Genomic DNA, 13,328 nt, shown 5'->3' on the forward strand with positions numbered 1-13,328 from the left:
GTCAGCCGGGCATTACGGTGGGACACGAGGACCTCCGTGTGCGGTGCAGTGACACCTCCACCACACCGGAGGTCTTCGCCATGATCAAGACCCGGGCTGTTAACAACGCTCGTGATCAATACACCCAGGGCGTGTTTCGAAATTCCCGCACAGCACCCACGGCGCTCGGTCAAGTCGCGTGCTGTGCCGCCGAGTGCCGGCAACTTCCTCGCTCGCACGTCGTCTCGTCACGGCCCTGGTACTGCGGACAGACGCACCGAGGGCTACGACACGGGCTCCTGAAAAAGTCGTCGCTGAAATCCGCCGCTCCCGCTCGCGCCAGGAGGGTGGCTGCCTCCTCTCGCGCGCCGATGACGAGCAGCGAGGCCTTCTGCAGCGTCTCCACCTGGTCGCCGGTGAGCGGCTTCAACAGCTCGTCCCAAGGCGGTACGTACACAACCCCTACGGCGTTGTGAGGTGGGGTGAAATCGGCGTTGTGCCTTGCCGCGGCACTATGTACATCCTGTGGATTATAGTATGCGCCGAGGTCGTCTAGAACGCCTCCGTCTTGCGGGCACCACACCTCGTACTGTATGCGCGCTTGTTGTGCGCGGGCCTGTGGCTCCTCAACGTTCGTCATCACGACACCCCCGTGCCAACGGAACCCCGAGCTGCCACAACCCAATATCCGCCTGCCGACGCGGGCTCGCCACCCGATTGGTCAGCCGATGGTGGTGCCGTCGGGACGCCTGCTGAAAAGAGCTTTACCCAGCGCTTTCGAAACGCACCCTAGCGCTCGCTGGCCAGTCCTACTTCTCCCAAGGCCTTGAGCACGGAATCCGGGTCCCCGCCGTAGACGAGATGCGGCTCGTCCGTCTGCGGCGGGATGAACCTGCTCCGGTAACGGATCAGGTCGCTCTCGGAAAAGTAGATAGAGTTCGGGTCTGCCGCGTGCCGAGCATTCCGCTCGCGGACACGGGTCCAGAGTTCCTCGTGGCTCGCCTCCAGGTAGACGAGCACGACGATCGCGCCGGCGTCTGCAGCGATTCCTCGCCATCGGGCGCGGTCGTCGGGCGTCCAGAATCCGTGGTCCACCACCACGTTATGACCCGCCAGAAGGTGGTCGCGGAGCTCTACGGCGATCTCTTCGAGCACGGGGCGTTCGAGGGTCGGGAAGGTGCCCCGGGGGAAGTCGACGCCGTATACGCCATGCCGCCGGAACATCTCCTCGTCGGGGCAGAGCCGGACGAAGCCCCGCGCCGTGAACGCGCGGGAGAGCGTTGTCTTGCCCGAGCCCGGAAGTCCGGCCATCAGTACGCACAGGGGCCGACCGGTCGAGTCCTCCGTCACTGTGTGACCTCCGATTCCGTGAGCCACGTCCGGCCGGGACCGCCGAGGTCTACGCCGTACTCGACGATGTGGTCGCCGCTGTCGACGAACTTCGTGGTCATCACGACCACTGGTTCCGCGGGCGGGTTTGCAGGGTCCAGTTCGAGGAGTTCCGCGTCGGCGGGTGTGAGTAGGCGGGCAGATGCCGAGTCGAGCCGGCGGGTGATCGGCCGCCCCGTGGCCTGCGCGATGAGCTGGAGGGATGTTCCGCCGGTCAGGCGCTTGCTCTCCGCCAGTTGGGGGACGAGCCTCCCATACTGCACCGGAATCCAGGACGTGGAGTGCGCGACGGTGCCGTGGCGGTCGCGGTACACGCGGCTACGACGGATCACCTCCGCCCCCGGCGCGATGTCCAGCACGTGGGCCACGTCGGCCGGCGCCGGAACGACCGCCGCTGCGTGGGAGTCGGACCGTTCGCCCGCGCCCCAACTTGAACCGCTGCGGCGGCCGCGGTCCTGGCGCTGCGCCCCCGACGACATGGGGGCGGGGCGGTCGATCACCTCGGTGCCGATGCCGTGGATTCCCCGGGCGACGGGCTCTCGATGCTCCACAGCCTGTTCAACATGGACGAGTCCGCGTTCCGGCAGCTCGTCGCCTGGCTGATCGCCGCGTGGATGCCGAACATCCCTCACCCGGTGATCACGTTCAAGGGCGAGCAGGGCACGGGCAAGTCGAAGACCGCGCAGATGGTCGTGAACCTCGTGGACCCTTCCCCGGCCGCCAAGCGATCGCAGCCGCGGGACGTCAAGGCGTGGTCGACGCAGGCGTTCAACTCCTGGGCCCTGTGCCTGGACAATGTCTCCTCCATCCCCACCTGGCTGTCGGACACCCTATGCAAGGCGGTGACCGGGGACGGGATCGTGGACCGGGCCCTGTACACGGACGACGACGTCGTGGTCCTCTCGTTCCGCCGCGTGCTGTCGATGACCACGATCGACGCCGGGGCGTTCGCCGGGGACCTCGCCGAGCGGCTGCTGATGCTGGACCTCCAGTTGATCGACCCCAGCCGACGCCGCACGGAGGAGGAGCTGGACACCGCGTTCGAAGCCGTCCGCCCGGCCGTCCTCGGCTCGCTCTTCGACCTGCTGGCCACCGTGCTTGCCGTGCTGCCGAACGTGAAGCTGGCGACTATGCCGCGCATGGCCGACTTCGCCCGCGTGCTTGCCGCCGTCGACCAGGTCATGGGCTGGAACACCCTCGACGACTACCTCGCCACTTCGGCGAACGTCGGCGGAGACGCCTTGGAGGGCGACCCGTTCGGCTCTGCCGTCGTCGCCCTGGTCGAGCAGTTCGGCACCTGGACCGGCACCGCGGCCATGCTCCTGGAACAGGTCCAGCCCCCCGGCGGCATCAGGCCGCCGACCTGGCCCAAGGACGCCACCCGCGCTGGCGGAAGGGTCCGCCGCCTCGCCCCGCTCCTGCGGACTGTTGGCATCACCGTGGACGACACCCAGCGGAGCCGCGACCGGCACCGCCACAAGCTCCTCATCCTCACCCGCACCGACCTTCCGAACGAGACAGCGTCCACCCCCGAGACAGACCCGCTGTGGCCCCCTGTGGCCCCGATCGGACACGGCCACAGGGCTCCCGACCTGCACTGACGATGCCGGACCGGGCCGCAAACCGGCGGCCCGCACACGGCGGGACGCTGCGGACGCTACCGCCGGCCAACGCCCGCAGCGTCCGCTCCAGCGTCCGCTCCCCCAACCTGCTCTGACCTGCGAGAACGGGAGCGCTCGGACGCTAGGACGCTGCGGACGCTGAGATACACCCGCTCTCTGATGACGGCGACTGGCACCACTCCCATACTCCGCACACCGGACACGAGGAGTCACCCATCCCCATGACCGACAAGCCGATCGAGACCCTGCGCGCCGGACTCCCGGACCCCCACCTCACCCCCGAGGACATCGCCGCGATGTTCTCCGTCCCCATCGAGACCGTCTACCGCTGGCGGAAGCAGCGCACCGGCCCTCCCGGCTTCCGTGTCGGCCGCCACGTCCGCTACGACCCCGCCGCCGTCCGTGTCTGGGTCCAGCACCAGGAAGCCACCGACTCCGCCGCCTGACCCGGCGGCCCGTCACGGCGTCACACCTCCGTCACGCTCGCCGTCACACCCCCGTCACGCCCACCCGTCGCAGTGCCGCTAGACCTAGCAGCCCCGCCTGCTAGGTCTAGCACCCCAAAGGGCTTCTGACCTGCCCGTTAGCACCTAGCAGCCCGGCGGCGGGACACCTGCGATCCGCCCGAGTCACGGCCGTCACGCCCCCCGTCACGGCGCTGGGGCGCGCTCCCCCAGCCGCCTCGAATTCCCTCCATAGCCGCTTTCACGGCACCTCCATGCCTCCCTTCACGAAGGGCGGCACATCACCCATCCCCGAGAGGACACAGTCCGCATGGCCGGCAGCATCCAAGACCGTTGGTTCAAGACCGAGACCCGACGCGAACGGCAAGACCATCCGTACCAAGACCGCCCGCCACGGCAGCGGCCTCCGCTACCGAGCCCGCTACTTCGCACCGGACGGCAAGCGGAAGTCCAAGTCCTTCGCCGACGGTCAGAAGCGCCTCGCCGAGCAGTGGCTCAGCAGCATCAGCGCGGACGTGGCCCGAGGACAGTACATCGACCCGAACGCCGCCCGTACGACGTTCCAGGAGTTCGCGGAGCGGTGGCTGGCGAGCCAGAGCGGCGACCCGAACACCAAGGCGTCCATGCAGTCGCAGCTCAAGCTGCACGCCTTCCCCCGCATCGGGACCCGCCCGCTGGGCTCCTTCCAGCCGAGCCACATCCGCGAGTTCGTGACGCAGCTCGAAGCCTCCGGCATGTCCGGCTCGTACGCCCGCGTCATCTTCTCCAACGTGCGCGCGATCCTGAGCGCGGCCGTCGAAGACGGCTGCCTCCCCCGGAACCCCTGCAACTCGCGCACGGTAACGCTCCCCGAGATGGGCGCCCGGCGCGTGGTCCCGTGGTCGCCGGAACGGGTCTTCGCCGTGCACGCCGCGCTGGTCGAGCGGTTTCAGCCCATGGTGGACGTGGGCGCCGGATGCGGTCTGCGACAGGGCGAGATCCTCGGGCTGTCCGTCGAAGAGCTGGACTTCGACAACGCCACGCTGCACGTCGTGCAGCAGCTCAAACTGAGCCTGAGCCAGCCGGTCTTCGCCCCGCCTAAAGGCGGCAAACTGCGCGATGTCCCCCTGCCCGACCCCGTGGCGGACGCGCTCAAGGCCCACATGAAGCTCTTCCCGCCGGTGGAAATCATGCTGCCTTGGATGCGCGCCGGCGGCCCGCCGGTGACCAAGCGGCTGCTCTTCACGGGTCCGCTGGGAGGGCACGTCTGGCGCACGTCCCTGAACGAGGACCACTGGAAGCCCGCACTGGCCAAGGTGGGCGTCATCCCCACGGCGAAGAGCCGGGGGGCACGCCGCCGCGCGAGAACACGGGATGCACGCCCTGAGGCACTTCTACGCCTCGGTGCTGCTGGACGCCGGAGAGAGCATCAAGGCCGTCAGCGAGTACCTGGGCCACTCGGATCCGGGGCTCACGCTGAAGGTCTACGCCCACCTGATGCCGAGCAGCCGCGACCGCGCACGGCAGGCTCTCGGCAGGGCCCTGAGGCTGGACGACTCTCCGCGCTGAGGGCCCAGCGTGGGCCCAGAACGCGAAAATGCCCCTGATCCGCGCTGCGAGCGCAGGTCAGGGGCATGATCACTTTTCTTACTTCTTCTTGCCCTGGTTCTTGACGGCCTCGATGGCGGCTGCGGCGGCCTCCGGGTCGAGGTAGGTGCCGCCCGGGTTGAGGGGCTTGAAGTCGGCGTCGAGCTCGTACGAGAGCGGGATGCCGGTCGGGATGTTCAGGCCCGCGATGTCGGCGTCGGAGATGCCGTCCAGGTGCTTGACCAGGGCGCGCAGCGAGTTGCCGTGCGCGGCGACCAGGACGGTGCGGCCGGCCAGCAGGTCCGGGACGATGCCGTCGTACCAGTACGGCAGCATGCGGCCGACGACGTCCTTCAGGCACTCCGTGCGGGGGCGCAGCTCCGGCGGGATCGTCGCGTAGCGCGCGTCGTCCGACTGGGAGAACTCGGTGCCGTCCTCGAGCGGCGGCGGCGGGGTGTCGTAGGAGCGGCGCCACAGCATGAACTGCTCCTCGCCGAACTCGGCGAGGGTCTGCGCCTTGTCCTTGCCCTGGAGCGCGCCGTAGTGGCGCTCGTTCAGGCGCCACGAGCGGTGGACCGGGATCCAGTGGCGGTCGGCGGACTCCAGGGCCAGCTGCGCGGTGCGGATGGCGCGCTTCTGGAGGGAGGTGTGCACGACGTCGGGGAGCAGGCCGGCGTCCTTCAGCAGCTCACCGCCGCGGACCGCCTCCTTCTCGCCCTTCTCGTTGAGGTTGACGTCCACCCAGCCGGTGAACAGGTTCTTCGCGTTCCACTCGCTCTCGCCGTGGCGGAGCAGGATCAGCTTGTACGGTGCGTCGGCCATGCACAGGAGCCTAATGGACGCCTCCGGCGGGCGGCACGCGGTGCCGGGGCCCTCGCGGATTGACGGTGCGCGTCAATCCGGTGGCTTCCGGAATGCCCCGAACCGTAGGGTGCGGACTGCCGGGGAGGCGCTTACATATTCGGGGGGATTCCGTCATGTCCGCGGGAAGTCTCATACGTGCCGCACGCGAGAGCGTGGAGGGGCTGCCACGGGCGTTCTGGTGGCTGTGGGCGAGCACGCTCGTCAACCGGCTGGGAGCGTTCGTCGCGACGTTCATGGCGCTGTACCTGACGCTGGAGCGCGGCTACTCGGCGTCGTTCGCCGGGCTTGTGGCGGCGCTGCACGGGCTGGGCGGTGTGGTGTCCTCGCTGGCGGCGGGGGTGATGACGGACCGGCTGGGGCGGCGGCCCACGATGCTGGCGGCGAACCTGGCCACGGCCGGGTCGGTGGCCCTGCTCGGGTTCATGGAGCACCCGGCGGCGATCGCCGCGGTGGCCATGCTGGTGGGCATGGCCTCGAACGCCTCCCGGCCGGCGGTAGCGGCGATGCTGGCGGACATCGTCCCGCCGGAGGACCGGGTACGGGCCTTCGCCCTGAACTACTGGGCCATCAACCTGGGCTTCGCGGTCAGCGCGGTCGCCGCGGGGTTCGTCGCCGAGTACAGCTACCTGGCGGGCTTCCTCGGGGAGGCGGCGCTGACGCTGGTGTGCGCGGTGCTCGTGTACGTGAAGCTGCCGGAGTCGCGGCCCGCGGCGGAGGCAGGCGCCGGGGACGGTGCGGCGGGCGCCGAGGCGGCCGGGCCGGGGGTGTCGCTGGGGACGGTGCTGCGGGACGGCCGGTTCATGGGCGTCGTCGGGCTGTCGTTCCTCGTCTCGATGGTCTTCATGCAGGGCTCGGTCGGGCTGCCGGTGGCGATGGGGGCCGCCGGCTTCACGCCGGGCGAGTACGGCCTGGTGATCTCCGTCAACGGGCTGATGATCGTGCTGCTGCAGATCCCGGTGACGCGGTTCATCGAGCACCGCGACCCCCGGCGGCTGCTGGTGCTGTCCGCGCTGCTGGCGGGCTGGGGGTTCGCGCTGACGGCGTTCGCGGGGCCGCTGTGGGCGTATGCGATGACGGTCGCCGTGTGGACGCTGGCGGAGATCGTGAACTCGCCGACGCAGATGGAGCTCGTCGTACGGCTCTCGCCCGTGCAGGGCCGGGGCCGCTACCAGGGCATGTACACGATGTCGTGGTCGGTGGCCGCGCTGGTCGCGCCGCTGATGGCGGGGTACGTCGTCGACGGGTTCGGCGCGGCGTGGCTGTGGGGGTCGGCCGGCGCGCTGGGCACGCTCGCGGCGGGCGGCTACTGGCTGCTGATGCGGCGCCTGCCGGCCCGCGGCACGGCGGCCGCGGAGTCCGCCGCCGTACCGGTGAAGGCCGCTCCCGTGCAGGCGGCCGCGGCCGCCGCGGACGCGTAGGCCCGGTCGGCGCGGGGGGTCAGTCGGCCGGGCGGGTCAGGTGGCGGAAGGCGTCGAGGTTGCGGGTCGACTCCCCCCGGGCGACCCGCCACTCGTACTCCTTCTTGATCGCCGTGGCGAAGCCCAGCTCCAGGAGGGTGTTGAACGCGCCGTCCGCCGCCTCCAGGACGGTCCCGAGCAGCCGGTCGAGCTCCTCGGCGGTGACCACGGCCAGCGGGAGCCGGGCCGTGAGGTAGACGTCGCCGAGGCGGTCCACCGCGTACGCCATCCCGTACAGCCTGAGGTTGCGCTCCAGCAGCCAGCGGTGGACGCCGGCCTCGTTCTCGTCGGGGTGGCGGATCACGAACGCATTGACCGACAGCGAGTGCCGGCCGACCTTGAGCGAGCAGGTCGTGGAGAGCTTGCGGGTGCCGGGGAGCTGGACGACGTACGTGCCCGGAGTCGGGCTCTCCCAGGCCAGCTCGGCGCCGTTCAGCGCGCTCTCGATGATCGCGGTGTCAGCCATGGTGGGAGCGTACGCGACGGCGGTGCTCGTGCATGGCCGCGGTGTACACGTCCGCCGTGGCGCTCGCGGCGGTGTCCCAGCCGAAGAACTGCGCGTGCCGGGCCGCCTCGCCGCCCATGCGGTCGGCGAGCCCCGGGTCGTCGACGAAGCGGCGCAGCTCGCGGGCGTAGTCGGCCGGGTCGTGGCCGGGGACGAGGATGCCGGTGACGCCGTCGTTGACGGCGACGGGCAGCCCGCCGACCTCTGCGGCGAGGACGGGCGTCCCGGTGGCCTGCGCCTCGATCGCGACGAGCCCGAAGGACTCGCTGTACGAGGGCATGACCAGCACGGACGCAGCCCGGAACCAGTCGGCGAGCCGGTCCTGGGCGACCGGCGGGTGGAAGTGGACGAGGTCGGCGATGCCGAGCTGCGCGGCGAGCTTGTGCAGCCCTTCCGGCTTGGCGAGGCCGCTGCCGCTGGGCCCGCCGACGACGGGCACGAACAGCCTGCGGCGCAGCTCCGGGTCCTGCCCGACGAGGACGGCGACGGCGCGGAGCAGGACGTCGGGTGCCTTCAGCGGCTGGATCCGCCCGGCGAACAGCGGGATGACGGCGTCCTGCGGGAGCCCGAGGCGGGCGCGGGCGGCGGCCCGGCCGTCGGCGACGGTGAAGCGGTCGAGGTTCACGCCGGGGTGGACGACGGCGACCTTGCCGGGGTCGGCGTCGTAGTGCCGTACGAGCTCCTCCGCCTCGTCGGCGGTGTTGGCGACGAGCCGGTCGGCGGCGGCCACGATCTGGGTCTCGCCGATGACGCGGGCGGCCGGCTCGGGGGTGTCGCCCTCGGCGAGGGAGGCGTTCTTGACCTTGGCCATGGTGTGCATGGCGTGGACGAGGGGCACGCCCCAGCGTTCGGCGGCGAGCCAGCCCACGTGCCCGGACAGCCAGTAGTGGGAGTGGACGAGGTCGTAGTGGCCGGGGCGGTGGCCGGCCCAGGCCTGCATCACGCCGTGGGTGAAGGCGCACAGCTGGGCGGGCAGCTCCTCCTTGGCCAGGCCCTCGTACGGGCCTGCGTCGACGTGCCGGACGAGGACGCCGGGAGCGAGCTCGACGGCGGGCGGGAGGCCGCCCTCGGTGGCCCGGGTGAAGATCTCGACCTCGATGTTGATGGCGGCGAGCCGCCTGGCGAGCTCCACGATGTAGACGTTCATGCCGCCGGCGTCGCCGGTGCCCGGCTGGTGCAGGGGCGACGTGTGGACGCTGAGCATCGCGACGCGGCGCGGCTTGCGGTGGTGGCCGACGGACGGGATGCGCAGCCGGGGCGGGTCGTGGCGGGTGCCGCGGACGGCGGCGAGGCGGCCGCCGATGGTGCCGCCGATGCGGGACACGTACTGGCTCAAGGGAGCAGTTCCTCTCGCTCGGGCGACATGACGACATGCGGGCGGGGGGCGTCGGGGCCGTTCGCGCCGGCGGGCGGGCACGCCGGACGGAGCGCACCCGGCGCCCTTCTAGGAGTGCAACCCGGATGGCCGTGCCGCGCATTCCGGGGTGGCCGATTTTCTCGGCAGAGCGCCGGGCGCCGGGCTGCTTTTCCCGCCGAGGGGGCCCTCCGCTTACGCTCGGCGCATGTCCCGGCACGCCTCCGAGCCCCCTGTCCCCGCCTCCGCCGGCGGCCCCGGCCGCGCCGCCGGGGCCCGGGCCCGGGCGGGCGGCGGCGCGCGGGGTGCGCAGGCGGCGCGCCCGGTGGGGACGGTGACGCGGGGGACGACCAACCCGAACCGGCTGCGCCGCATGGACCGCTGGATCGCCGAGGTGCACGGGCCGGCGCTGCGGCGCGCGGAGGCGCCGGTGGCCGTCGACCTGGGGTACGGGGCCGCGCCGTGGACGGCGGTGGAGCTGCTGGACCGGCTGCGGCAGGCGGCGCCCGCGGTGCGGGTGGTCGGCATCGAGATCGAGCCGGCGCGGGTCGCGGCGGCGCGCCCGTACGAGCGGGAGGGGCTCCGCTTCCGGCACGGCGGCTTCGAGGTGCCCCTGGAGGGCGGCGCCCGGCCCGCGCTGATCCGCGCGGCGAACGTGCTGCGGCAGTACGGCGAGGAGCAGGTCGGGGAGGTCTGGGAGCGGCTGTGTGCCCGGCTGGCCCCGGACGGGCTGCTGGTGGAGGGCACCTGCGACGAGATCGGGCGCCGGCACGTGTGGGTGGCGCTGGGGCCGGAGGGGCCGCGGACGGTGACGTTCGCGACGCGGCTGGGGTCGCTGGAGCGGCCCTCGGATCTGGCGGAGCGGCTGCCGAAGGCGCTGATCCACCGCAACGTGCCGGGCGAGCCGGTGCACGCCTTCCTGCGGGACTTCGACCGGGCGTGGGCGGCGGCCGCGCCGTACGCCTCCTACGGGGCGCGGCAGCGGTGGATCCGGACGGCGCGGGCGCTGGCCGGGGACTGGCCGCTGACGGACGGTCCGAAGCGGTGGCGGCAGGGGGAGTTGACCGTGCGCTGGGAGGCGCTGCGCCCGGCGGGGTGAAAGCGGCGCGGCGGGGAACCGGGGGCCGGGGCGGCCCGTTGAGCGGGCACGGGGTGCGCCAGGACTGACCGGGGCGGGGCGGACAAGATCCGGAGGGGTTCGTGAGGGTGTTGGAATCCTCCGAGTCGTGGCACCATCCCGAAGAACAGCACAAGTTACTGATGAATAGTCAGATTCGGTGGGGTGCGGCGCTCGCCGTGCGCCGCGGGCGCGGCCGGCGCGCCGTGCGGCACCGGATCCGACCCGGGTGCCAGGGGGGACCATGGGAACCGAGGAGCCGAAGCGGCGGCGCAGGGGCGCCTCCGCCCTGACACTGCTGTGCGCGTCGGCCCTGCTGGCGGTGACGGCGCTCGCCGCGCCGGCCCTCGCGGCGCCGGCCCCGGAGCCGGGCGCCAAGTCCCTGGAGCAGGTGCGCAAGGAGATCGAGGGCCTGTACCGGCAGGCGGGCGCGGCGACCGACGCGTACAACCAGGCCGAGACCGAGGCCAAGGCGCAGTCGGACCGGATCGTGGAGATCGCCCGGCAGGTCGCCGCGGGACAGGAACGCATCAACGACCTGAAGAGGCGGGCCGGGGCCGCCGCGCGCGCCCAGTACCGCTCGGGCGGGCTGCCGGCCGGCGCCCGCCTCGCGCTGAGCGACAGCCCGGGCCAGTTCCTCGACGGGGCGAGCCGGATCCGGCAGGGCGAGAAGGCCACCACGGACCTGCTGTCCGAGGTGAACCGCACCCAGACCGCCTTGCAGCGCGGCGCCCGCGAGGCGGACGCGGAGTGGCAGAAGCTGGAGGCGAACCGCGTCAGGAAGGAGGCCTCGAAGAAGGAGGTCGAGGCCAAGATCAAGGCTGCGGAGGACCTGGAGAGCAAGCTGGAGGCCGAGGAGCGGGCCCGGCTGATACAGCTGGAGCAGGAAGCCCAGTACCAGGCGCAGACGGCCTGGCTGTCGACGGGCGTCCTGAAGGAGATCAACGGCACGGCCACCGAGGCGGGGCGCAAGGCCGTGCAGTTCGCCACCGCGCAGATCGGCAAGCCGTACCAGTGGGGCGCCGTGGGGCCGGCCTCCTACGACTGCTCCGGGCTCACCTCCCAGGCGTGGCGGGCCGCGGGCAAGGGCATTCCGCGCACCTCGCAGGAGCAGCTGCGGCTGCTGCCGAAGATCGCCCTGAAGGACATGCGGCCCGGCGACCTGATCATCTACTTCGACGACGCCAGCCACGTCGGCATGTACGTGGGCGACGGCGCGATGGTCCACGCCCCGCGCCCCGGCCGCAACATCACCCTCGCCGGCGCCGGCTCCATGCCGATCAAGGCGGTGGTCCGGCCCGAGGCGTAGCAGGCGCGCGCCGGCGTACGGGGATCCGCAGCCGGTGCGGCCGGGCAGGCCTGGAGCCTGGAGTACGTGGCCGTTCGGTGGAGGCCGCGGGGAGGTTCCGCGCAGGTGCGGGAAGGGCGCCGGGAGGGCGCGGTCAGCCCGGCGGGGAGGCCCGGCGGTCCTGCCGCGGAAGCCGGTCCGGAAGGCAACCGCCCGCGCCCCGGGGACGTCTCGCTGGAGGGGCGAGCCCGTCCCCCGCCGTGACGTTGGTCATTCGGCGAGGCGGATTTTCCCCCGCGATAACGGCATATGACGCTGTCCCCGTACCGGAACGCCATTCCGTTCGGGCGCCGCGGACCGCTAGGGTCGGCCCACGAGCGCACCCTCGGGGGGAGGGAAGGAACCGGAGACGATGCCCGTACCCGTACCGCGGCAGAGGGAGATCCCTGCCACGGAGAACGGTCAGGCCGTACCGCCGCAGGCGTCCCTGACCCTGCTGGTGATCGAGGACGACCCCGCGGGGGGCCTCACCGTTCCGGAGATCCTCGACTCCGACGGCCAGCGCATCCGGCTCCGCACCGCCCGGAACCTCACCGAGGCGGCCCGCCTGCTCACGCCGGACGTCCACTGCATCCTGCTGGACCTGGCCCTGCCGAACCCGTCGGCCGCCGCCCGCGCGGCCCTGGCCGGCGCCCCGCCGGGCCCGGCCGACCGGCTCGACGTGCTGCGGGAGGTGCTGCGGATCGCCCCGCGCCACCCGGTCCTCGTCCTGACGGACGAGGCGGACGCCGAGCGCGCCGCCGAGGCCGTCCGGGTCGGGGCGCAGGACTTCCTCTTCCGCGACGAGCTGGACGGCAGGCTGCTCAGCCGGGCGATCCGGTACGCGGTCGAGCGCAAGCGCGCCGACACGGCCCAGTACAAGCTTGCAGAATCGAAACTGCGGGCCCAGGAGAACGCCCGCCTGGAGCGCGGCCTGCTGCCCACCCCGCTGCTGGACGGCTCCGACCTCCGCTTCGCCGCCCGCTACCGTCCCGGCCGCAGCCGGGCCCTCCTCGGCGGCGACTTCTACGACACCGTCCGCACCCCGGACGGCACCGTCCACGCCATGATCGGCGACGTGTGCGGGCACGGCCCGGACGAAGCCGCCCTCGGCGTCGAGCTCCGCATCGCCTGGCGCGCCCTCACGCTGGCCGGCCTGTGCGGCGACGACCTGCTGGCGACGCTGCAGGAGGTCCTCGACGTCGAGCGGCCCTGCGAGGAGATCTTCGCGACGCTGTGCACCGTCGACATATCCCCCGACGGCCGGCGCGCCGGCCTGTGCCTGGCCGGGCACCCGGCGCCGCTGGTCTCACGGCCGGGCCGGCCCGCGCAGCTGCTCCCGTACGAGAACAGCGGACCCGCGCTGGGCCTGCTGCCCAAGGCGCGCTGGCCGCGCCGCCAGGTGGAGCTCGGCGGCGCCTGGAGCCTGATGCTCTACACCGACGGCCTCATCGAGGGCCGCATCGGCGAGGGCAGGGAGCGGCTCGGGCAGGACGGCATGGTCGAGATGATCAACCGGCACCTGGCCCGCGGGCTGAGCGGCGAGGGCCTGCTGGAGGCCGCCGTCACCGAGGCCCGCCGGCTCAACGGCGGCGAGCTCACCGACGACGTCGCCGTGGTGCTCCTGTCCCGCAACGCCCCCTGACCGTACGCGTACGGGCCCCGCACCGGAGCGGGCGACGAC

At 72.3% G+C, this 13,328-nt stretch carries 12 protein-coding genes and 1 pseudogene; 7 read left to right on the top strand and 6 right to left on the bottom strand.

The features are described 5' to 3' along the window. Window positions 1-169 precede the first annotated feature (169 nt). The 3 genes from C0216_RS33635 to C0216_RS29030 form a co-directional block, all read right to left on the bottom strand. Entirely contained in the window at window positions 170-619 is a 450-nt protein-coding gene (locus C0216_RS33635) for a DUF6422 family protein (RefSeq protein WP_162793311.1), read from the bottom strand. Window positions 620-768: 149 nt separating this feature from the next. After that, entirely contained in the window at window positions 769-1,329 is a 561-nt protein-coding gene (locus C0216_RS29025; RefSeq protein ID WP_281277962.1) for an AAA family ATPase, read from the bottom strand. Further along, on the bottom strand, window positions 1,326-1,919 hold the full coding sequence (locus tag C0216_RS29030) for a UTRA domain-containing protein (protein WP_246042730.1): 594 nt from the start codon (window positions 1,917-1,919) through the stop codon (window positions 1,326-1,328). The genes C0216_RS29025 and C0216_RS29030 overlap by 4 nt, the downstream gene beginning before the upstream one ends. A gap of 12 nt (window positions 1,920-1,931) precedes the next feature. On the opposite strand from C0216_RS29030, the gene C0216_RS34795 reads away from it, so the two are divergent. From C0216_RS34795 to C0216_RS29045, 3 genes and pseudogenes are all read left to right on the top strand, one after another. Then, window positions 1,932-2,969, top strand: a complete 1,038-nt coding sequence (locus C0216_RS34795; RefSeq protein ID WP_246042731.1) for a hypothetical protein — start codon at window positions 1,932-1,934, stop codon at window positions 2,967-2,969. A gap of 242 nt (window positions 2,970-3,211) precedes the next feature. Further along, complete coding sequence (locus tag C0216_RS29040; protein ID WP_114058102.1) at window positions 3,212-3,436, top strand: helix-turn-helix domain-containing protein; 225 nt, start codon at window positions 3,212-3,214, stop codon at window positions 3,434-3,436. A 328-nt stretch (window positions 3,437-3,764) separates the two neighbouring features. Then, window positions 3,765-5,002 (top strand): annotated as a pseudogene (locus C0216_RS29045) (tyrosine-type recombinase/integrase). 78 nt (window positions 5,003-5,080) lie between these two features. On the opposite strand, the gene C0216_RS29050 reads toward C0216_RS29045, so the two are convergent. Beyond that, on the bottom strand, window positions 5,081-5,842 hold the full coding sequence (locus C0216_RS29050; protein WP_114058103.1) for a phosphoglyceromutase: 762 nt from the start codon (window positions 5,840-5,842) through the stop codon (window positions 5,081-5,083). 155 nt (window positions 5,843-5,997) lie between these two features. On the opposite strand from C0216_RS29050, the gene C0216_RS29055 reads away from it, so the two are divergent. Further along, window positions 5,998-7,302 (top strand): MDR family MFS transporter, encoded by a 1,305-nt coding sequence (locus C0216_RS29055; protein WP_114058104.1) that lies wholly within the window; start codon window positions 5,998-6,000, stop codon window positions 7,300-7,302. A 19-nt stretch (window positions 7,303-7,321) separates the two neighbouring features. Here C0216_RS29055 and C0216_RS29060 read toward each other — a convergent pair whose 3' ends face one another. Together C0216_RS29060 and mshA are read right to left on the bottom strand one after the other, a co-directional pair. After that, window positions 7,322-7,807, bottom strand: a complete 486-nt coding sequence (locus tag C0216_RS29060) for a YbjN domain-containing protein (RefSeq protein WP_114058105.1) — start codon at window positions 7,805-7,807, stop codon at window positions 7,322-7,324. After that, window positions 7,800-9,182: a D-inositol-3-phosphate glycosyltransferase gene (mshA, locus tag C0216_RS29065; protein ID WP_428985470.1), complete on the bottom strand. Its 1,383-nt coding sequence runs from the start codon at window positions 9,180-9,182 to the stop codon at window positions 7,800-7,802. Before mshA ends, C0216_RS29060 begins: the two co-directional genes overlap by 8 nt. A 391-nt stretch (window positions 9,183-9,573) precedes the next feature. Between mshA and C0216_RS29075 the strand changes: the two genes are divergently transcribed. From C0216_RS29075 to C0216_RS29085, 3 genes are all read left to right on the top strand, one after another. Beyond that, window positions 9,574-10,299 carry a class I SAM-dependent methyltransferase gene (locus tag C0216_RS29075; protein WP_246042930.1) on the top strand — a complete coding sequence of 242 codons (726 nt, stop codon included), beginning with the start codon at window positions 9,574-9,576 and terminating at the stop codon, window positions 10,297-10,299. Between the two features lie 262 nt (window positions 10,300-10,561). After that, window positions 10,562-11,626 (top strand): C40 family peptidase, encoded by a 1,065-nt coding sequence (locus tag C0216_RS29080; RefSeq protein ID WP_114058108.1) that lies wholly within the window; start codon window positions 10,562-10,564, stop codon window positions 11,624-11,626. 391 nt (window positions 11,627-12,017) lie between these two features. After that, a complete protein-coding gene (locus C0216_RS29085) occupies window positions 12,018-13,289 on the top strand; it encodes a PP2C family protein-serine/threonine phosphatase (RefSeq protein WP_114058109.1) in 1,272 nt (423 codons plus the stop codon). Window positions 13,290-13,328 lie beyond the last annotated feature (39 nt).

The organism is Streptomyces globosus, assembly GCF_003325375.1.
GTDB lineage: Bacteria > Actinomycetota > Actinomycetes > Streptomycetales > Streptomycetaceae > Streptomyces > Streptomyces globosus_A.